This is a genomic window from Sphingomonas sp. PAMC26645 (assembly GCF_004795835.1).
Lineage (GTDB): Bacteria > Pseudomonadota > Alphaproteobacteria > Sphingomonadales > Sphingomonadaceae > Sphingomonas.
The window spans coordinates 80694-101162 of record NZ_CP039249.1 but is presented as its reverse complement, the minus strand read 5'-3'; the positions used below and the strand labels follow the sequence as shown (position 1 = coordinate 101162).

General features: G+C 66.7%; 18 protein-coding genes, 1 tRNA gene and 1 pseudogene. 11 read left to right on the top strand and 9 right to left on the bottom strand.

The genetic code is table 11. The features are described from left to right. Positions 1-11 precede the first annotated feature (11 nt). Entirely contained in the window at positions 12-2135 is a 2124-nt protein-coding gene (ligA, locus tag E5673_RS00515; protein ID WP_136188527.1) for an NAD-dependent DNA ligase LigA, read from the bottom strand. Positions 2136-2251: 116 nt separating this feature from the next. Between ligA and E5673_RS00510 the strand changes: the two genes are divergently transcribed. Next, complete coding sequence (locus E5673_RS00510; protein WP_136188526.1) at positions 2252-3223, top strand: SDR family oxidoreductase; 972 nt, start codon at positions 2252-2254, stop codon at positions 3221-3223. Between the two features lie 126 nt (positions 3224-3349). After that, positions 3350-3694, top strand: coding sequence for a hypothetical protein (locus tag E5673_RS00505; RefSeq protein WP_136188525.1), 345 nt, complete (start codon positions 3350-3352; stop codon positions 3692-3694). A gap of 129 nt (positions 3695-3823) precedes the next feature. Here E5673_RS00505 and recN read toward each other — a convergent pair whose 3' ends face one another. Beyond that, positions 3824-5488, bottom strand: coding sequence for a DNA repair protein RecN (gene recN / locus E5673_RS00500; protein ID WP_136188524.1), 1665 nt, complete (start codon positions 5486-5488; stop codon positions 3824-3826). 80 nt (positions 5489-5568) lie between these two features. Further along, on the bottom strand, positions 5569-6543 hold the full coding sequence (locus E5673_RS00495) for an outer membrane protein assembly factor BamD (protein WP_056066724.1): 975 nt from the start codon (positions 6541-6543) through the stop codon (positions 5569-5571). 169 nt (positions 6544-6712) lie between these two features. On the opposite strand from E5673_RS00495, the gene E5673_RS00490 reads away from it, so the two are divergent. After that, on the top strand, positions 6713-7537 hold the full coding sequence (locus E5673_RS00490; protein WP_136188523.1) for a class I mannose-6-phosphate isomerase: 825 nt from the start codon (positions 6713-6715) through the stop codon (positions 7535-7537). A 287-nt stretch (positions 7538-7824) separates the two neighbouring features. After that, complete coding sequence (locus E5673_RS00485) at positions 7825-9000, top strand: glycosyltransferase (protein ID WP_136188522.1); 1176 nt, start codon at positions 7825-7827, stop codon at positions 8998-9000. Positions 9001-9138: 138 nt separating this feature from the next. Here the strand turns inward: E5673_RS00485 and E5673_RS00480 are convergent, their stop codons facing one another. Genes E5673_RS00480 through yajC form a run of 4 tightly spaced genes read right to left on the bottom strand, consistent with a single transcriptional unit; the run spans position 9139 to position 12449 of the window. Continuing rightward, positions 9139-9513, bottom strand: coding sequence for an MTH938/NDUFAF3 family protein (locus tag E5673_RS00480; protein ID WP_136188521.1), 375 nt, complete (start codon positions 9511-9513; stop codon positions 9139-9141). 7 nt (positions 9514-9520) lie between these two features. Further along, complete coding sequence (gene secF / locus E5673_RS00475) at positions 9521-10486, bottom strand: protein translocase subunit SecF (protein WP_132737393.1); 966 nt, start codon at positions 10484-10486, stop codon at positions 9521-9523. A 14-nt stretch (positions 10487-10500) separates the two neighbouring features. After that, positions 10501-12105: a protein translocase subunit SecD gene (gene secD / locus E5673_RS00470; RefSeq protein ID WP_136188520.1), complete on the bottom strand. Its 1605-nt coding sequence runs from the start codon at positions 12103-12105 to the stop codon at positions 10501-10503. Continuing rightward, complete coding sequence (yajC, locus tag E5673_RS00465; RefSeq protein WP_056066746.1) at positions 12105-12449, bottom strand: preprotein translocase subunit YajC; 345 nt, start codon at positions 12447-12449, stop codon at positions 12105-12107. The genes secD and yajC overlap by 1 nt, the downstream gene beginning before the upstream one ends. A gap of 170 nt (positions 12450-12619) precedes the next feature. On the opposite strand from yajC, the gene E5673_RS00460 reads away from it, so the two are divergent. Both E5673_RS00460 and E5673_RS00455 read left to right on the top strand, forming a co-directional pair. Beyond that, the gene (locus tag E5673_RS00460) at positions 12620-12928 is read left to right on the top strand and encodes an antibiotic biosynthesis monooxygenase (RefSeq protein ID WP_136188519.1); all 309 of its coding nucleotides are present in this window, start codon (positions 12620-12622) and stop codon (positions 12926-12928) included. A gap of 107 nt (positions 12929-13035) precedes the next feature. Continuing rightward, positions 13036-13112, top strand: a tRNA-Pro gene (locus E5673_RS00455). Positions 13113-13253: 141 nt separating this feature from the next. Here E5673_RS00455 and E5673_RS00450 read toward each other — a convergent pair. Then, positions 13254-15536 carry an NADP-dependent malic enzyme gene (locus E5673_RS00450; RefSeq protein ID WP_136188518.1) on the bottom strand — a complete coding sequence of 761 codons (2283 nt, stop codon included), beginning with the start codon at positions 15534-15536 and terminating at the stop codon, positions 13254-13256. Between the two features lie 522 nt (positions 15537-16058). On the opposite strand from E5673_RS00450, the gene E5673_RS00445 reads away from it, so the two are divergent. The 5 genes and pseudogenes from E5673_RS00445 to E5673_RS00425 all read left to right on the top strand — a co-directional run bounded on the left by E5673_RS00445 (position 16059) and on the right by E5673_RS00425 (position 19953). Beyond that, positions 16059-16595, top strand: coding sequence for a glycosyl hydrolase 108 family protein (locus tag E5673_RS00445; protein ID WP_136188517.1), 537 nt, complete (start codon positions 16059-16061; stop codon positions 16593-16595). Positions 16596-16682: 87 nt separating this feature from the next. After that, positions 16683-16916 (top strand): annotated as a pseudogene (locus E5673_RS00440) (3TM-type holin); the annotation flags it as partial. A gap of 231 nt (positions 16917-17147) precedes the next feature. Beyond that, positions 17148-17690: an ATP-dependent protease subunit HslV gene (gene hslV, locus E5673_RS00435; RefSeq protein ID WP_107954625.1), complete on the top strand. Its 543-nt coding sequence runs from the start codon at positions 17148-17150 to the stop codon at positions 17688-17690. A gap of 119 nt (positions 17691-17809) precedes the next feature. Then, entirely contained in the window at positions 17810-19105 is a 1296-nt protein-coding gene (gene hslU / locus E5673_RS00430) for an ATP-dependent protease ATPase subunit HslU (RefSeq protein WP_136188515.1), read from the top strand. 182 nt (positions 19106-19287) lie between these two features. Continuing rightward, positions 19288-19953 carry a nitroreductase gene (locus E5673_RS00425; RefSeq protein WP_136188514.1) on the top strand — a complete coding sequence of 222 codons (666 nt, stop codon included), beginning with the start codon at positions 19288-19290 and terminating at the stop codon, positions 19951-19953. A gap of 223 nt (positions 19954-20176) precedes the next feature. Here the strand turns inward: E5673_RS00425 and E5673_RS00420 are convergent, their stop codons facing one another. Continuing rightward, positions 20177-20443, bottom strand: a complete 267-nt coding sequence (locus tag E5673_RS00420; RefSeq protein WP_056051816.1) for a hypothetical protein — start codon at positions 20441-20443, stop codon at positions 20177-20179. Between the last annotated feature and the right edge of the window lie 26 nt (positions 20444-20469).

Below are 20469 nucleotides of genomic sequence, written 5' to 3'. Positions count from 1 at the left end.
TGGTCCGCGCCTCAGCTGGCGGCGACGATCTCGGCCCATTCGGCTTCGGTGATCACGCGGATGCCGAGGTCGGTGGCTTTCTTGAGCTTCGATCCTGCGCCGGGGCCGGCAATGACGAGGCCGGTCTTGCTCGACACCGACGCGGCAACGCGGGCACCGAGCGCTTCGGCTTGCGCCTTCGCCTCGTCGCGGCTCAGCGTTTCGAGGCTGCCGGTGAAGACCAGGATCTGGCCCGTCACGGGTGACTCACGGGTCTCGTGGACGACGTCCGCGGGCTTCACTTCGCGCAACAGGTCGAAAACGACTCGGCGGTTGTGCGGCTCGGCGCAGAAGCCGACGAGGGCGCTGGCGACCTCGGGACCGATCCCCGCGGTCTCGATCGCGCCGACCAGCAACTTGTCGCGGCGGAGGACGAATTTCCGCTCGGGTTCGCCGATGACCGGTTCGATCTGACTGCGAAGGAACACCGCGTGACGGAGCACCGTGCCGAGCGCGCGTGCGGACACATAGCGTCGCGCAAGGTCTCGTGCGGTAATCTCGCCGACGTGGCGGATGCCGAGCGAGAACAGGAAGCGGTCGAGCGGAATCGTCCGCTTGGTCTCGATCGCCGCGATCACCTTGGCCGCCCACACCCGCCCGTCCTTCTTCCGCGCCGCGAGTTGCTCCTCGGTCAGGCGGAAGATGTCGGCGGGCGACTCTATCAACCCGTCGCGGAAGAACGCCTCGATCAGCGTCTGGCCGAGCCCGCCGATGTCGAACGCGTGGCGCGAGGCGAAGTGGATCAGCCGCTCGACTCGCTGCGCCGGACAGATCAGCCCGCCGGTGCAGCGATAGACGACCTCGCCTTCCTCGCGTTCGGCGGCGGACCCGCATTCGGGGCAGACATGCGGGAAGACATACGCCTCGCGCTCGGCGTCGGGGGTCAGGTTCTCGACGATCTGCGGGATCACGTCGCCGGCGCGCTGGACCAGCACGCGGTCGCCGGGGCGTACGCCGAGTCGCTCGATCTCGTCGGCATTGTGCAGCGTCGCGTTGGTCACGACGACGCCGCCGACCGTGACGGGCGACAGCCGCGCGACCGGGGTCATCGCGCCAGTCCGTCCGACCTGGATGTCGATCTTTTCGAGCAGGGTCTGTGCGCGCTCGGCCGGAAACTTGTGCGCAATCGCCCAGCGTGGCGCCTTCGCGACCTGACCCAGTCGTGCCTGCCAGTCGAGCCGGTCGACCTTGTAGACCACGCCGTCGATGTCGAACGGCAGGTCGGCGCGCTCGGCTTCGATCTTGCGATAAACGTCGAGCGCCGCGGCCGTTCCTTCGACCCGCGCGAACCCGTCGGCGATCGGGAAGCCCCAGCCGCGCAACGTGTCGACGACCTCGGCCTGTGTCTCGCCCGGCACGACGCTCGCCTCGCCCCAGCCATGCGCGAGGAACCGGAGCGTGCGGCTTGCGGTGACGCTCGCGTCCTTCTGGCGCAGCGATCCGGCGGCGGCGTTGCGCGGATTGGCGAACTGCCGCGCGTCCTTGCCGCTCTCCTCGGCCTCGGCAAGCAGGCGCGCGTTCAAGGCGGCGAAGTCGTCCTTCGCCATATACACCTCTCCGCGAACCTCGAAGATCGCGGGCGCTTCACCCTTCAACTGCTGGGGGATGTCGCCGATGGTGCGGACGTTCGCCGTCACGTCTTCGCCGACCTGCCCGTCGCCGCGCGTGAGGGCCTGGACCAGCCGCCCATCCTCATACCGCAGCGAACACGAAAGCCCGTCGATCTTCGGCTCCGCGGTCAGTGCCACCGGCGCGTCGTCCGCCAGCTTCAGGAACCGGCGCACGCGTGCGACGAACTCCTCGACCTCCTCGTCCGCAAACGCGTTGTCGAGGCTCATCATCGCCTTGGCATGCGCGACCTTCGCGAGATGCCCTGCGGGTGCAGCACCGACGGTGCGGCTCGGCGAATCAGTCCGCACCGCAGCCGGAAATGCCGCCTCGAGCGCCGCATTGCGCCGCACCAGCGCGTCATAGTCGGCATCGCTGATCTCGGGCGCGTCGTCGGTGTGATAGCGCGCGTTATGATACGCGATCTGCGCGGCGAGCGTTTCCAGCTCGGCGGCGGCTTCGGTCTCGGTCGCGGAAAGGTCGGGCATCGCGCCGGGTTAGGGGAGGGCGCCACCTTTCGACAAGACCTGGATCAACATGGCGTGAACATTCGCCCGACTTGCGCGCTGACATCCCAAGGCAATTTTTCGCAGGACACGCCATCATGACCGACACCAGCCGTCGAGACCTCTTCAAGGGCGCCGCCGTCACCGGCCTCACCGCAGCCGCCGCACCCGCCTTCGCGCAGGGGGCCGCGCCGCTCGCGGATCCGAAGACCAAATATCCCTCGCAACCCTTCCCCGAACAGCGCCAGAAATGGCCCGCACTTCAGCGCAACATGCACCCCGTTCCGGATTGCGGTGAAGCGAGCTACCGCGGGTCCGGGCGACTGGCCGGTCGCAAGGCACTCGTCACCGGCGGCGATTCGGGGATCGGTCGTGCCGCCGTCATCGCGTTCTCGCGCGAAGGCGCCGACGTCGCGATCAACTATTACCCGACCGAGGAACCCGACGCGCAGGACGTCGCCAAGCTACTCCGCGCGGAAGGCCGCAAGGTCGTCCTGATCCCCGGCGACCTGACCGATGCGAAATTCTGCAACGACCTGATCGCGCGCGCCAATCGTGAGCTCGGCGGGCTCGACATCCTCGTCAACAACGCCGCCTATCAGCAGTCGAAGGACTCGATCGCCGAGATCAGCTTCGAGCAGTTCGATCGCACCATGAAGACGAACGTCTACGCGATGTTCCACCTCTGCAAGGCGGCGATCCCGCTGATGAAGCCGGGTGCGTCGATCATCAACACCGCCTCGGTCAACTCGGTCAGCCCCGAGAAGGAGTTGCTCGATTATGCCTCGACCAAGGGCGCGATCCTGATCTTCACCAAGGCGCTTGCGAAACAGCTCGCCAAGCAGGGCATCCGCGTCAACGCGGTAGGGCCGGGCCCGATCTGGACGCCGTTGCAGGTCGCAGGCGGGCAATTGCCGGGCAAGATGGGCGAGTTCGGGCAGGATACGCCACTCGGTCGCGCCGGCCAGCCGGCCGAACTGGCGGGTCTCTACGTTGCGCTGGCGGACCCGAGCGACAGCTACACCACCGGCAGCTTCTTCGGCGCGAACGGCGGCACCGGCGCGTCCTGAATTCGCTAATCACCCCGGCGAAGGCAGGGGCCAGTTGGCAAGATCGTTGTAAGGGAGCACTGTGTTCCCCCAACTAAACTTTGCCAACTGGGCCCCGGCCTTCGTCGGGATGAAAGCGGGGGTGCGATGAAAACAGCAGTTATGATCATCGCCATCGTCCTTGCCGCTCCCGCCGCCGCCCAGCAGACTCACGTCTCCCCTAAGCCGGCCCCGGCGATCGGCTATGACTGGAACGACGATTCGTCCGCGGACGACCGCGTCCAGCAATCGCTATGGCCGCGCTCCGACGCCAGTGCCGCCGGGCTCGACGACATGATCCACACCGAACAGGCGCCGGTCCGTGCGGTGATCCACGAAGACGGCGATTTCGGCAGCCGGGCGCTGCACGGCCTGCGCAAAGTCGGCGGCGATTACATCGTCGTGCCGGTGCTGAAGATCCACTTGGGGCACCCGCGGCAGGCGATGCCCTGAGATTAGCCTTTCGCGGCACCGTTCTCCCGCGAACGCGGGAGTCCAGGGTCACAGGCGCTGCGGGTGGTACCCTGGACCCCCGCCTCCGCGGGGGAACGGTATTGGCTTCGCGAAGTCGAGCCTAAAGCCTCAACCCTGCTCGAGCAACCGCTCCGCCTGAGCCCGCGCTTCATCCGTAATCTGCGCGCCCGACAGCATCCGCGCGATCTCTTCCCGCCGTTCGTTCTCGGACAAGGCCCGCACGCCAGTCCGCGTGACCGTCCCGTCACTGCTCTTGGCGATCAGCAGATGCTTCGCCCCCCGCGCCGCGACCTGCGGGCTGTGCGTCACCACCAGCAACTGCGTGCTCAGCGCCAGCCGCGCGAGTCGCTCGCCGATCGCGCTCGCCACGGCGCCACCGACGCCGCGGTCGATCTCGTCGAACACCATCGTCGACGCGCCGCCCTCTTCCGCCAACGCGACCTTCAGCGCGAGGATGAAGCGCGACAACTCGCCGCCCGACGCGATCTTGGTGAGCGCCGCGAACGGCGCCCCCGGGTTGGTCGAGATCTCGAACTCGACGCGGTCCTTGCCCGCCGCCGACCAGCCCTCTTCACTCAGCGGCGCGACCACCGTCTGGAACCGCGCCGCGTCCAGCTTCAACGGCGCCAACTCACCCGCCACCGCCACATCGAGGCGCTTCGCCGCCGCCAACCGCCGCTTCGTCAAAGCATCCGAAGCCGCATCGAATGCCTTCCGCGCTGACGCAACGCGTGCCTCGATCTTCGCGATCCCGCCCTCGCCCGCATCGAGCCGTTCCAGCCGCGCGCGCATCTCGTCCGCCAGCGCGGCCAAGTCATCCGGCTGCACGCGGTGCTTGCGCGCCATCGCCCGCAGCTCGAACAACCGCGCCTCGTCGTCCTCCAGCGCGCGCGGATCATACGCCATCTCCGCCCGAGCATCGCGCAGGCTCTCCTCCGCCACCGAAGCCTCGATCACCGCGCGATCGACCGCCGCCAGCGCATTGCCCAGCGCGACATGATCCTCCGCGATCCGCTCGAGCACGCGCGCGGCCTGGCGCAGCTTCGCCATCCCGCCGTCCTTGCCCTCGAGGAAATCGTCGATCGCCGCCAGGTCGTCCGCGATCTTCTCCGCGCGCTGCATCGACCGCCGCGTATCCGCCAGCGTCTCCTCCTCGCCCGCGACAGGCGCCAGCGCGGTCAGTTCGGCAACCGTATGCTCAAGCCACTCGCGATCTCGCGCCGCCGTCTCGATATCCGCGCGAGCCGCCGCCAACTCCGCTTCGGCCGCCCGAAACGCAGCGTACGCCTTCCCGGTAGCCCCAGGCTCGGTCCGCCCGAAGATGTCGAGCAGCGCCCGATGCCCGCGCGCATTCAGCAACCCGCGCTCGTCATGCTGCCCGTGGATCTCAACTAGATGCGGCGCCATCTCGCGCAGCAGACCCGCCGACGCCGGCTGGTCGTTGACGAACCCGCGACTGCCGCCGTCCGCCTTGACGATGCGCTTCACGATCAACGGTTCGCCGTGCTCGATCTCCAGCCCGTTCTCGTCGAACAACATCGCAAGCGGCGATTCGGGGGCAGGGGCATCGAACGTCGCGGTCACGACAGCTTGAGCAGCGCCATGCCGCACCAGCCCGCTGTCGCCGCGGCCACCCAGCGCCAGCCCCAGAGCGTCGAGCAGGATCGACTTGCCCGCGCCGGTCTCGCCGGTCAGCACGCCTAGCCCTTCGCCGAATCCCAGATCCAGCGCCTCGATAAGCACCACGTCGCGAATGGAAAGATCGGTCAGCATCCCGCGCGTCTTAGACGATCCGCACGCGAAGTTGATCCCCCATTGTTCTCACGCCCGGGTTCTCATGGCGGATTCGACGATCAGTTGCCGGGGCCGGTCCGCGTCGCGCTGCCCGGACCGACGGGTGCGGGGCTGGAAACGCTGCCCGCGCCCGTGCCACCGGTGTTGCCGTTCGCCTTGGGAAGCTCCAGCGCCCCGGTACCCGGCGTGCCTGCGGTTCCCGTCGGCACGACTGGCTCGCCCGGTGCCAGCGGTGCGATCGGCTTCACCGGATGGTCCTGCATCAGCTTGTAGGCGTGATCATACCAGTCGGTGCCTGGATAGTTGCGGCCCAGCACCGCGGCGGCCTTCTCGGCCTCGATCGGCACGCCGAGCTGCAGATACGTCTCGGTCAGCCGCATCAGCGCCTCGGGTGTGTGCGTGGTCTGCTGGAACTTGTCGATCACGGTGCGGAAGCGGCCGTTCGCTGCGAGCCACTGGCCGCGCGTTTCGTAGAACCGCCCGATCTCCATCTCCTTGCCGGCGAGATGGTCGTTGACCAGATCGATCTTCAGCCGCGCATCCGACGCATAGCGCGTGTTCGGATAGCGACGCATCAGTTCGCCGAGCGAATCGAGCGCTTGGCGCGTGATCTTCTGGTCGCGCGTGACGTCGGTGATCTGCTCGTAATAGCCGAGTGCGATCAGGTAATAAGCGTAGGGCGCGTCGCGGTTACCCGGATGCACCGCGAGAAAGCGCTGCGCCGAGCTGATCGACGCGGTGTAATCCTTGGCGAGGTAATAGCTGAACGCCGACATGATCTGCGCACGACGCGCCCAGATCGAATAGGGATGCTGCCGCTCGACCTCGTCGAACAACTGCGCCGCCTCCTTGTAGCGCCCCTGGTCGAGCCGCGCCTTGGCGGTCGAGTAAAGCGTCCCCACGTCACGCGCGACGTAAGGAAGGTCGCCCTTGGCGGAACGACCCGCACAACCGGCCATGGGGAGCGCAAGCGCTGCGATGAGCGTGACAGCAAAGGCACGCGACATGCTCGGAAGGGACTGGGGGATACGCATCGGCGTTGTCCTTAGCGTATGCGGGGCTTCGCGAACAATCCCTTTCGCCACCCCCGTTCGGCGCCCGAAACGCGGCCCCGCGGTTGCCGACCATGGGGGGTTTCCGTGAGCCGGATCACACGGCAATAGTCGTGCGTTGCCGACCCGTCATTCCAGTCGAGGATATCCCATGCCCGCCACCCTGCTGCATACCCACCGCGTCGAGAAGCCCTGGGGTCGCGACACGCTCTGGCCCGGGTTCGAGGATGCCGCCCCCGGTACGCCGCCGATCGGCGAAGTCTGGTTCCAGGAGCCCGGCAACACCACGCCCGATCTGCTGATCAAATACTTGTTCACCAGCGAGAAGCTGTCGGTCCAGGTTCATCCCAACGACGAGCAGGCACACGCCCGCGGCCTGCCGCGCGGCAAGGACGAGTGCTGGACGGTCCTCGCCGCCGAGCCGACCTCGACGATCGCGGTCGGCACGAAGCAGCCGATCTCGAAGGACGAACTCCGGCAGTCGGCGATCGACGGCACGATCGAGGACAAGCTCGACTGGAAGTCGGTCAAGCCGGGCGACTTCATGTATTGCGCGTCCGACACGATCCACGCGATCGGCGGCGGGCTGACGGTAATCGAGGTCCAGCAGAACTCCGAGACCACCTACCGTCTCTACGATTACGGCAGCGACCGCGAGCTTCACCTCAAGGACGGAATCGACGTCGCCGACCCCACGCCCTACGTCCCCGTCGCGCCGCCGATCGAAGTCGAGACCGGCCGCACGATCATGGTCGAAGGCCCGAAATTCGTGATCGAGCGCTGGAAGGGCGGCGACCACGTCGTCAACCTGCCCGAAGGCACGACCGGCTGGGTAATCCCGATCACCGGCTCGGGCGATGTCGCAGGCGTCGCGTTCAAGGCCGGCGAATGCGCGACGATGACCGGCAGCGAGACGGTCTCGACGAGTGCGGATGCGGATGTGCTGTTCGCGTATCCGCTGTCGAAGCGGATCTGAGGGCGTAGCACCTCAACGTCCGTTCCACCCCCCCTCCTTGTTCTCCCGCGAAGGCGGGAGCCCAGTCTGGGTCCCCGCCTTCGCGGGGAAACAATGTAATCGAGAGCAAACGCCACCCCAACCACCACCACCCCGGCGAAGGCCGGGGGCCCAATTGGAAAGGTGGCAATAACGGCGGGCTGTCCTTCGTTAGCAACGTCACCCAATTGGCCTCCGCCGGGGTGGTAGTTGAGGATGATACGCCCCCACTCACCCAGCATTAACCCACCCCCTGTAACCCCGAGCCCATGCTCCGCATCCTAACTCTCTCCACCCTGTTCCCGGATGCGACCCGCCCCAATTTCGGCGTCTTCGTCGAACGCCAGACGCTCGGCCTCGCCGCGCACCCCGACGTCTCGCTGCAAGCGGTAGCACCGATCGGCCTCCCCCCTGGCCCGCTCCGCCACCTCGGCCACTACGCAACCCTCGCCACGCTCCCGACGCACGAACGCTGGAAAGGCATCGACCTCCACCGCCCGCGCTTCACCGTCCGCCCCTTCCTCCAGGGCCGCCATCACGCCGCAGCGTTGCACCGCGCGCTCGTCCCGGTCCTCGACGCGATCCGCGATGACTTCGCGTTCGACGTCATCGACGCGTCGTTCTTCTTCCCCGACGGTCCCGCCGCGGTCGCGCTCGGCAAGCGCTACGGCGTCCCCGTGTCGATCAAGGCGCGCGGCTCCGACATCCACATCTGGGGCAACGCCCCCGCCACCGCCGCGCAGGTCCGCGCCGCGGGCCGCAACGCCGCGGGCATGCTCGCGGTCAGCGCCGCGATGAAGGCCGACATGGTCGCGATGGGATTGCCCGCCGACCGCGTCCGCGTCCACCACACCGGCGTCGACCAGGACCGCTTCCACCCCGTCGACCGCGCCACCGCCAAGGCAGCCCTCGGCGTCTCTGGCTCGCTAGTCGTCTCGGTCGGCGCGCTGATCCCGCGCAAGGGCCACGACATCGTCATCGACGCGGTCGCCGCGCTCCCCGGCGTCACTTTGCTAATCGCAGGGCAGGGCCCTGCACGCGCGACACTGGAAGCACAGATCGCGCGACTAGGCATAATCGACCGCGTCCGCCTGCTCGGCGCCGTACCCCACGCCGAAATCCCGAAGCTGATCGCCGCTGCCGATGTCAGCGCGCTTGCCTCCGAGTCCGAGGGCCTCGCCAACGCCTGGGTCGAATCGCTCGCCTGCGGCACGCCGATCGTCATCACCGACGCCGGCGGCGCGCATGACGTGGTGACATCGCCAGAAGCAGGCCGCGTCACGATAGGCGACTCGCTAGCGTTCGCCGCCGCGATCGGAGCCCTCCTGGCCGACCCGCCTGCGCCCCAAGCGACGCGCGCCACGGTCGCCAGCTTCACCTGGGAAGCCAACACGGCCGCGCTCTACGAGCACCTGATGACGCTAGCCGCGGAACACCGGATTTAGAATCCTCCCCCGCCAGGGGGAGGTGGCACCGAAGGTGACGGAGGGGGAGGACACGGAACGGCGGTTTCCCTTACCGCCCCCTCCGTCTGGCAAGTGCCAGCCACCTCCCCCTAGCGGGGGAGGATCAGAAGTCTCAGATCACCCTTCGAGCGGGTACAGCGCCGCCACGATCCAGCGACCTTCGCCACGCAGGACAGCCCAAGCCCGAGCAGCAGCCCGGCTGTCCATAGCCTCGATCCCGAACCCCCGCGCCTCGACCGCCTTCTTGAACGCAAGCGGCGGCTGACGAAGCGCGGAACCGGTCCCCAGCAACAGGAACTCCGGCGGCGGATCGAGCGCCAGCAATGCCGCCACGTCCGCCTCGCCAAGCGTCTCGAACGCCGGCGGCTCCCAGCCATCCGCGCGCTCGGGACTGATCGACAAAGCGGTATAATACCCGTCGTCGACCTTGAACCCGGCCCGACCGATTGCCGAGATCATCGGCCCATCGGTCTTCTCGCGGTCCATCCTCATGACGTGATCAACGCTCGACCTTCGGACCAACCCGTTCGGCGCCATCCTGCACGCCGCCCTTGCGCGGCGCAGGATCGGCCCGCAGACCCAGCGTGATCAGCAGCGACGACGACACGTAGATCGACGAGTACGTCCCGACCACGATGCCGAGGATCATCGCCGCGGTGAACCCGCGCAGCACATGGCCGCCGAGCACCAGCATCGCCACCAGCGCGAGCAGGATCGTCACCGAGGTCATCACGGTGCGCGGCAGCGTCTCGTTCACCGACAGGTCGATGATCTCGCGCATGTCCATCTTCCGGTACCGGCGCATGTTCTCGCGGATACGATCGTCGATCACGATCTTGTCGTTGATCGAGTACGAGATGATCGTCAGCACCGCCGCGACGATATTGAGGTCGAACTCGAACTGCGTCAGCGCGAAGAAGCCGAGCGTCATCAACAGATCGTGGACGATCGCGACGACGGTCGACACGCCGAACTGCCACTCGAACCGCACCACCGCGAACAGCGCGATGCCGAGGATCGCGAGACCGACCGCGAGCAGACCCTTGCTGATCAGCTCGTCCGAGACCTTGCCCGAGATCGTATCGTACTTGGAGAAGGTCGCGCCGGGGAACTTCACCGCGAGGTCGTCCGACACCTTCTTGACGAGGCGGTTGGTCGCGCCTTCGTCCCCGGCGGGCACCGGCAGGCGGATCGACAGCGTCTTGGGATCGCTGAACGACTGGATCGAGGCTTCGCCGACGCCGAGGCGGTCGACTTCGGTGCGAACCGCGTCGATCGACGGCGGGGTGGCGAACTTTTCTTCGATCAGGACGCCGCCGACGAAGTCGACGCCCATGTTGAGGCCCTTCGTCACGACCAGCCCGATCGCCAGCAACGACAGCAGCAGGGTCAGCCCGAACGCCCATTTGCGGAGCGAGACGAACTTCAGGTTCGTGTTGTCGGGAACGAGTTTCAGCAGGCGCATGGTTATCTCCCGCCTCAAATATTGATCGTGGTGGGGCGGTTCTTCCGCAGCCACAGCGCGACCATCATCCGCGTGAACGTGACGGCGGTGAACACCGACGTGCAGATCCCGATCAGCAGCACGACCGCGAAGCCCTTCACCGGACCCGAGCCGAGCAGCAGCATGATCACGCCGGTGATGGCGTGGGTCACGTTGGCCTCGAAGATCGTCCGCGATGCTTCCTTGTAGCCGAGCTCGACCGACTGGACGACGCTACGCCCGCGTCGCCGCTCTTCGCGAATACGCTCGTTGATCAGCACGTTGGCATCCACCGCGGTACCGATCGTCAGCACGAACCCGGCGATTCCCGGCAGCGTCAGCGTCGCGTTCAGCATCGCCATGACTGCGACGATGACCAGGATGTTGATGACCACCGCGAGGTTCGCATACAGCCCGAACCGCCCATAGGTGACGAACATGAACACGATCACGAGCAGCGCGGCGACGATCGACGCGAGCACGCCAGCGCGGATCGAATCCTTGCCGAGATCGGGGCTGACGGTGCTCTCGGCGATCGTCTTCAGGTTGACCGGCAGCTTGCCCGACCGCAGCGAGATCGCCAGCGCGTTCGCCGATTCGACGGTGAAGTTGCCCGAGATCGACGCGCGACCGCCCAGGATCGGCTCGTTGATGTTCGGCGCAGAGATCACCGAATTGTCGAGGATGATCGCGAACGGCTTGTTGGTGTTCTCGGTCGTCACCTTGGCGAAGCGACGGCCACCGACCGCATCGAACGTGATCGCCACCTGCGGCGCGTTGGTCTGCGACTCGAACTCCTGGCGCGCATCGGCGAGCTGGTCGCCCGAGATGATCACCGATCGCTTGACCGCGATGAACGGCACGCCGCGCGGGTTGCCCGGATACGGCAGCACCTGGCTGCCGATCGGGGCGATCCCCTTGACCAGATCAGCCGGGTTCGCGGTCTCGTCGACCAGCTTGAATTCGAGCTTGGCGGTCTTGCCGATCAGCTCCTTCAGCGCCTGCGGGTTCTTCAGCCCCGGCACCTGGACGACGATCCGCGTCGCGCCCTGGCGAACGATCGTCGGCTCCTTGGTGCCGAGCGCGTCGATACGACGACGGACGACTTCGGTCGCGTCCTTCATCGCGGTGTCGACCGCCTGGGTCAGGCCGGCCTGGGTCGGCTTGAGCACGAACCGGCTCGTGTCGACGACATTGATGTCCCACTCGCGCTGGCCGCTCATCCCGGCGCCACCGCCGGTGATCGCCAGCAGGCGCTCGCGCGCCGCGTCGACCTGGCTCGGATCACGCAGCAGGAAGGTCAGCTGGCCGCCCCGCGTCGAAATGTCTCCGATCTCGATCCGCGGCGTCCCGTTGCGCATCGTCCCCGCGACGCTGTCGCGCATCGCCTCGATCCGCGTCGCGGCGAGGTCGGCGGTGTCCGCCTCGAGCAGCAGATAGCTGCCGCCGGCGAGATCGAGCCCGAGGTTGATGTGCGGATGCGGGATCCGCCCCCATTGGCTCGTGGTGCTCTCGGGAAGGAAGCTCGGGATCGCCAGCAGGCACAATGCCGCCAGCAACCCGATGATCGACCCGATTTTCCAGCGCGGGAAGTCGAGCATCAGTCGTTCGCCGGCTTCGTGTTCGGGCTGGTGATGTCGGTCAGCGTCGCCTTGACGACCCGAACGCGGACATTCGGCGCGATCTCGACCTCGACGACATTATCCTCGACCTTGGTCACCTTGCCCAGGATCCCGCCCGACGTCACGACGCTGTCGTTCTTCTTCACCGCCGCGACCGACGCCTGCAGCGCCTTCATGCGCTTTTGCTGCGGGCGGATCATCAGGAAATAGAACACGACGAACACGAGGAAGAGCGGCGCGAGGCTCAGGAACGAGGCGATCCCGCCTCCCGCCGTCGTGGCGGCGCCGTCTGCGGCCTGGGCGTATGCTGGTGAGATGAACATGGAGTTCCGTATCTGTGAAGGGTGGCTCGGTTCGCGCGCCGCGCGGCCGGTCGCATTGGTCCGCCCGCTATCATCGCTTGATGTCGCGTGCAACTGAGGTGGCGGCGGACGGTTCGTGTAGAGACCACGATGAAGTTGCGGCGAAACCGGCGCAAAACAGGAGAGATGCGATGATTCTGGTGATGGGACATATCAAGCTGGCCGCAGGCGAGGGCGCGAAGATCGCCGACACGCTGATCGCGCACATGGCCGCCTGCGCCGCGGAAGACGGCTGTGAATTCTACAATCTCGCGCTCGACCTGGTCGATCCCGACCTGATCCGGATCTCCGAACGCTGGGCCAGCCCTGAGGCACTCGCGGCGCACGGCGAGGCGGAACACCAGAAGGCATTCGGTCGCGCCCTTCGCGGGTTCACGATCGAACAGATCAGCGTGAAGGCCTATGACGGCAGCTTCTGGCGCACGCTAATGGGCGAGTGAGGGCTGGGCGAATGAGGCAATCTTCGCGGGGAACGGCGTTGCGACTTGCATCGCACGCCGACCCTGCGTAGAGCGCGCGGCTCGGGCTGCTATGCGGCCCGTTCGGTCGGAGCGTAGCGCAGCCTGGTAGCGCACCACACTGGGGGTGTGGGGGTCGCAGGTTCGAATCCTGTCGCTCCGACCATTTTCTTGCATCGATGAACGACAGCCAGCCGATCAGGTCTTGGCAAACCTCCTTGTTCCCTCGCGAACGCGGGGGCCCAGGATCACGAACGCTGCCGCCCGCAACCCTGGGCTCCCGCTTTCGCGGGAGAACCGTTAGAGGTCAGGCAGTCTCGCTAACCGTCGCGGCATGACCCACGGCAACCGCGCTAAGATTCACGATCCCGCGCGCGGTCACGCTCGGCACCATCATCTGCAACGGCTTGGCGAGCCCCAGCAGCATCGGCCCCAGCGGCAGCGACTCGGTCGACGCCGACAACAGCGACACCGCGATGTTCGCCGCGTCGATGTTCGGCATCACCAACAGATTCGCCGAGCCGGTCAAAGGACTGTCCGCGACCAGCCGCCGTCGCAGCGCCTCCGACAGCGCCGCATCACCGTGCATCTCGCCGTCGAACTCGAACTCCGGCGCGAACTCCTTCAGTAACGCATGCCCCGCCCGCATCTTCTGCGCCGACGGCGACCGCGACGCACCAAAGCTCGAATGCGACAGCAGCGCCGCCTTCGGCTCGATCGCGAACGCGCGCACAGCCTCGGCCGCGAGCAGCGTCATCTCGGCAATCTGCTCGGCGGTCGGATCGACCGTCACGTGCGTATCGCAGAAGAAAAGACTGCCGGTCCGCAGGATCACTGCCGACATCGCGTACAGCCGCGACACGCCCGGCATCCGCGGGATCAGCGGCATGACGTACGTCATCTGCGTCCACCAGTCGCCGATGCCACCACACAAGGCCGCATCGACGCGCCCCTCGCGCAGCAGCATCGCCGCCGCCACGCTCGGCCGAGTCCGCAGCGCGCGCTCCGCACTATCAGGCGGCGATCCGCGACGGCCGACCAACGCGTTATACCCTGCGAGCAACGGATCGAACACCTCGCGGTCGGTCCCCGGATCAAGCACCTCGACATCGGTGCCGATCGCCATCCGCAACCCGCTCGACTGGATCTTCTCGGCGATCACCTCGCGCCGCCCGATCAACACCGGCCGCCCGATACCCTCGTCGATCACCGTCTGCACCGCGCGCAGCGTGCGGTCGTCCTCGCCCTCGCCATACGCGATCGAGCGTCCGGCCTGCTTGGCGCGCGCGAAGATCGGCCGCATCAGCTGGCCCGAGCGATACACGAACACTTCGAGATCACGCAGATACGCGTCGAAATCCTCGATTGGCCGCGTCGCCACGCCCGACTCCATCGCCGCCTTCGCCACCGCCGGCGCAACGTGCAGGATCAGCCGCGGATCGAACGGCTTGGGGATGATGTAGGTCGGCCCGAACACCGGCGTCGCGCCGCCGTAGGCCGTGACGACAACATCGGAGGCCGTCGCGCGCGCCAGGGCCGCGATCGCGTCGACCGCAGCGACCTTCATCGCCTCGTTGATCTCGGTCGCGCCGACATCGAGCGCCCCGCGGAAGATGAACGGGAAGCACAGCACGTTGTTGACCTGGTTCGGAAAATCCGAGCGGCCAGTGGCGATGATCGCATCGGGCCGCGTCGCATGCACCAGCGCCGGCTGGATCTCCGGCTCAGGGTTCGCCAGCGCCAGGATCAGCGGATCGGGTGCGAGCAGATGCAGCCATTCCTGCTTCAGCACGCGCGGCGCCGACAGGCCGAGGAAGATGTCCGCCCCCTCCAGCACGTCCGGCAAGGTCCGCGCGTTGGTCGTGCGCGCGTACCGCGCCATGTTCGGCGGCATCACGTCGCCGCGATCCTTGTGCACCACGCCCGCGATATCGGTCAGCGTCACGTTCTCGGGATTGAGCCCCATCGATACCAGCAAATCGACCGTTGCCAGCGCCGCTGCGCCCGCACCCGACGTCACCAGCTTCATCTGGTCGAGCCGCTTGCCGCGCAGTTCGAGCACGTTGCGAACCGCGGCCGCACACACGATCGCGGTGCCGTGCTGGTCGTCGTGGAACACCGGTATGTTCATGACCTCACGCAGCTTCGTCTCGATCTCGAAGCATTCAGGCGCCTTGATATCCTCGAGATTGATCCCGCCGAACGTCGGCTCGAGCACGCGGACAGCCTCGATGAAGGCCTGCGGATCGAGCTGGTCGATCTCGATGTCGAAGCAGTCGATGCCCGCGAATTTCTTGAAGAGCACCGCCTTGCCCTCCATCACCGGCTTCGACGCGAGCGCACCGATCGCACCGAGCCCCAGCACCGCGGTCCCGTTGGTGATCACGGCGACGAGGTTGCCGCGTGCGGTATAATCGCGCGCCTTGTCCGGATCGGCGGCGATCTCCTCGCACGCGGCGGCAACGCCCGGCGAGTACGCAAGCGCGAGATCGCGCTGCGTCGCCATCCGCTTGGTCGCTTCGACCGAGAGCTTACCGGGCTTGGGATAGCGGTGATAATCGAGCGCGGCTTTGCGGAAATCGTCTTCCATGGTCTTCCTAACCTGTCGGCCGCGGCGGCGACCGGGTTGAGCGCGCAGACAGAGCCCGCGGCGAATGTTCAAGGGAGCGCATAGCCTTAGGCACACCAATCCGCCAACCCCGCGCGGACGTAGCGTCGGTTTGGGGTGGTGGGTGGGCGGCGGTCGCGACCCGGGACCCGGGACCCACACCACAGCACTACCCCGCCATAGCACCACCCCGGCGAAGGCCGGGGCCCAATTGGAACGTCGGACATAACGAAGCGCCGTCCTCCGTTACAACCGTCCCCCAATTGGACCCCGGCCTCCGCCGGGGAGGTGCGCAACCCAGCAATCCTCCCCCGCAAGGGGGAGGTGGCACCGAAGGTGACGGAGGGGGAGGCAAGCGGTCACCCGCGTTGCGTGTCCTCCCCCTCCGTCTGGCAAGCGCCAGCCACCTCCCCCTGGCAGGTGAGGATCGAAGAACCGCCAAATTCCCCTGTCCTACAACGAACCAATATGTTTCGCTCGCGCCGACAAAACCGGGAGCCAGCCATGACCATCGACCACCTAATCGACGCCGTCATCGACCGCGAAGGCGGCTACTCGAACCACCCCGCAGACCGAGGCGGCCCCACCCGCTACGGCATCACGGAAAGCGTAGCCCGCACCAACGGCTACCCCGGAGACATGCGCAACTTCCCCCGCGACCAGGCGGAAACCATCTACCACCGCCTCTACTGGACCCGCCCGGCCTTCGACCAGATCGCCCCCCGAGCCCCGAAAATCGCCGAAGAACTCTTCGACACCGGCATCAACATGGGCCCCGCGGTCGCCGCCACCTTCCTCCAGCGCGCCCTAAATGCGCTCAACCGCGGCGCCACCGACTACCCCGACATGATCCTCGACGGCCGCATCGGCCCCGCGACTGTAACCGCCCTCGATGCTTTCCTAGCCCGCCGCAAACCCGGCGGCGAAACCGTGCTCCTGAAAGCGATCGAGGCCCTCCAAGGCGAACGCTACGTCGCGCTAGCCGAGACCCGCCCGGCGAACGAAGCCTTCCTCTACGGCTGGCTCGCCAACCGCACCTGAGGCCCCTGCGAAACGCTCCCAGCGTGTGAACTTTGTGCACTTCCAGATTGCCGGAGACAGCCAATGACCCCGCAACCCCTTGATCCAGCACCAGACCCCTGGATCACCCGAGCCCGCCCGACCTTCCTCTACGTGATGTACACATTGCTGCTCGGCGCGATCCCCGCAGGCCTGATCGCCGCCGTCCGCCCGCAAACGGCGCAGGCGATCGCCGCCGGAATGTCCGCGTACCTCAACGCAATTCCCGAGCCGCTCTACGCGCTCTTCGGCACCGGCTATCTCGGCTACACGGTGGCGCGGGAGTGGGGGAAGGGGCGCTGACCCCTCGTTACCCCATCCTTCTCCGTCATTCCCGCCACCTCCTTCGTCATTCCCGCGGAGGCGGGAACCCATACGGGCAAACCTCAATGATGAACGGGTGAGGTTCGAGGGTCTGGATCCCCGCCTGCGCGGGGATGACGGATGATGGGAGAGGGGGATGGGAGGCGGCAGGGGCGTTGCACCCCCAAAACCAAACCCTACATCGCGCCTATGAGCAACGACCCCCACGCCATGCCGACATGGCACGGCACCACGATCCTCTCGGTCCGCCGCGGCGGCAAGGTCGTCGTGATCGGCGACGGCCAGGTCTCGATGGGCCAGACCGTCATGAAACCCAACGCGCGCAAAGTCCGCCGCCTAGGCGACGGCAGCGTCATCGGCGGGTTCGCCGGCGCCACCGCCGACGCCTTCACGCTGTTCGAACGCCTCGAACGCAAGCTCGAAGCGCACCAGGGCCAGCTGCTGCGCGCCGCGGTCGAGCTCGCCAAGGATTGGCGCACCGACAAGTTCCTCCGCAATCTCGAAGCCATGATGATCGTCGCCGACAAGGACGTGACGCTGATCCTCACCGGCAACGGCGACGTCCTCGAACCCGAGAACGGCGTCGCCGCGATCGGCTCCGGCGGCAACTACGCGTTGGCGGCAGCCCGAGCGCTGGTCGAATACGAGACGGACGCGGAGGTGTTGTGCCGCAAGGCAATGGGCATCGCGTCCGAACTCTGCGTCTACACCAACGACCGCCTCACGGTCGAAACGATGGACTCGACTAGCTAATCCCCCTCCCGCTTGCGGGAGGGGTTAGGGGAGGGGCTGAAATACACCCCACCCACGCCTTCCGCTTCGGCCACGCCCTCCCCCGACCCCTCCCGAGCGGGAGGGGAGAAGGTAACAAAATGAACGACCAACTCACCCCAAAGGCCATTGTCGCCGCGCTCGACGCCCACATCATCGGCCAGGCCGCCGCGAAACGCGCCGTCGCCGTCGCGATGCGCAACCGCTGGCGCCGCCAGCAGCTCAGCGAAGACCTCCGCGACGAGGTCACGCCCAAGAACATCCTGATGATCGGACCGACCGGCTGCGGCAAGACCGAGATCAGCCGCCGTCTGGCCAAGCTCGCCGACGCGCCGTACGTGAAGGTCGAGGCGACCAAGTTCACCGAGGTCGGCTATGTCGGCCGCGACGTCGAACAGATCGCCCGCGACCTCGTCGAGGAAGCCATCCGCCTCGAAAAGGAACGGCGTCGTATTGCCGTCAAGGACAAGGCGGAGGAGGCGGCGATGGGACGTCTGCTCGACGCGCTGGTCGGCAAGGATTCGAGCACCGCGACGCGCGAAAGCTTCAAGCAGCGCTTCCTCGACGGTCATCTAAACTCCGCCGAAGTCGAGATCGAGGTCGAGCAGGCGCCGACCACGCCGTTCGAAATCCCCGGCGGCGCGCCGCAGATGATCAACCTCGGCGAGATGATGAAGTCGTTCGGCGGCGGCCAGCAGCTGAAGCGGCGGAAACTCACCGTCCACGCGGCGTGGGACAAGCTCGTCGAGGAAGAGGCCGACAAGCGCCTCGACCAGGACGAGGTCAGCCGCGCAGCGCTCGCCGATGCGGAAGCCAACGGCATCGTCTTTCTCGACGAGATCGACAAGATCGCGGTCTCCGACGGCCGCGGCGGTTCGATCAGCCGTGAAGGCGTCCAGCGCGACCTGTTGCCGCTGATCGAGGGCACGACCGTCGCGACCAAATACGGCCCGATGAAGACCGATCACATCCTCTTCATCGCCAGCGGCGCGTTCCACGTCGCCAAGCCGAGCGACCTGCTCCCCGAATTGCAGGGCCGCCTGCCGATCCGCGTCGAACTGAAGGGCCTCACCGAAGCCGATTTCGTCGCGATCCTGTCGGACACGAAGGCCTCGCTGCCGCTGCAATACAAGGCGCTGATCGCCACCGAAGGCGTCGGCATCGAGTTCACCGAAGACGGCATCGCCGCGATCGCGCGCATCGCCGCCGAGGTGAACTCGGAGATCGAGAACATCGGCGCCCGCCGCCTGCAGACGGTAATGGAAAAGCTGCTGGAGGAGGTGAGCTACAACGCCGAAGACCGCAGCGGCTCGAACCTCGTCATCGACGGCGCCTACGTCGACAGCCAGTTGAAGGAAATCGCCCGCAACACCGATCTGAGCCGGTTCGTGCTGTGATTGGGAGCCGGTCGGTTTTGCATCCTCCCCCGCGAGGGGGAGGTGTCGCCGAAGGTGACGGAGGGGGAGGACACGGAACAGAGGTGATCCCTTACCTCCCCCTCCGTCTGGCAAGGGCCAGCCACCTCCCCCTGGCGGGGGAGGATTGATGCGTTAAAGGCTGGCGCAGTCAGGAGAAACACATGGACGTGACCGAAGCCATCGCCGCTCGCCGTTCCGTTCGCGGTTTCCTCGACACGCCGGTCGATCCCGCACTCCTCCACAACATCGCGGTAAAAGCGTCCCGAGCAGCAACCGGCGGCAATCTCCAACCTTGGCACGTTGCCATCGTCCAAGGCGAACCGCTGGTCCGCCTCAAGGCGACGATGGCGGACACGCTCGCCACCGGCGCAACCGAAACCCCAGCCTACGACGTCTACCCTCGCGACCTCGTTGCCCCCTACCGAGATCGCCGCTACGCCGTCGGCGAAGCCATGTACGCCCACCTCGGCATCCCGCGCGACGACAAGCCGGCGCGGCAGAAATGGTTCGCTCGGAACTTCGAATTCTTCGGCGCTCCCGCCGCCTATTTCTGCACGGTCGACAAGCGCATGGGCCCGCCGCAATGGTCGGACCTCGGCATGTACCTGCAAAACCTGATGCTGCTCGCGGTAGACGCCGGCCTCGCCACCTGCCCGCAGGAATGCTGGGCGATGTATCCGGAAACGGTCGGTAGGGTCTTGGACATGCCCGAAGACCGCATGCTCTTCTGCGGCATGGCGATCGGCTACGAGGACAAGAGGGCACCTGCCAATGCGTTGCGCACGGAGCGCGCGGACGAAGCGGAATGGCTGACGACGATCAGCTGATTTAAGCCATCGACGCTAACCAAAACACCACCCCGGCGAAGGCCGGGGGCCAATTCGGTAACGATAGTAACGGAGCGAAGCGCCTCGTCACGTCGGCCTTGCCAATTGGGCCCCGGCCTCCGCCGGGGTGGTGCACGCACTCGATGTCTCCGGTCGCAAAGCTTGTTCACCCGCGAAGGCGGGTGCCCAAACTGGGTCCCCGCCTTCGCGGGGAAACAAGTTTTTAGAGGACCACCGTAACCGGCTTGGCACCCTTGATCCCCGCAAGGATCATCGCTTCCCAGACCGCCGGATCACCCGCAGCAGCCATCGCCTTATCCGGCTCGCGCAGAGTCTTCAGCACCGCCAGCGCATCGGGCAGATAGTCCGCCCACGCATCGTCGATCAGCCGCGACGCCGATTCAGCATCGCCGCCGGCGTTCGCGCTGATCCGCTGTCCCGCAAGCACGCGTGCGACGCGTTCGGCAACAGGTGTAGTGGAAACGTCCATGAGCATTCTCCTCGCGGGCTAGCGTA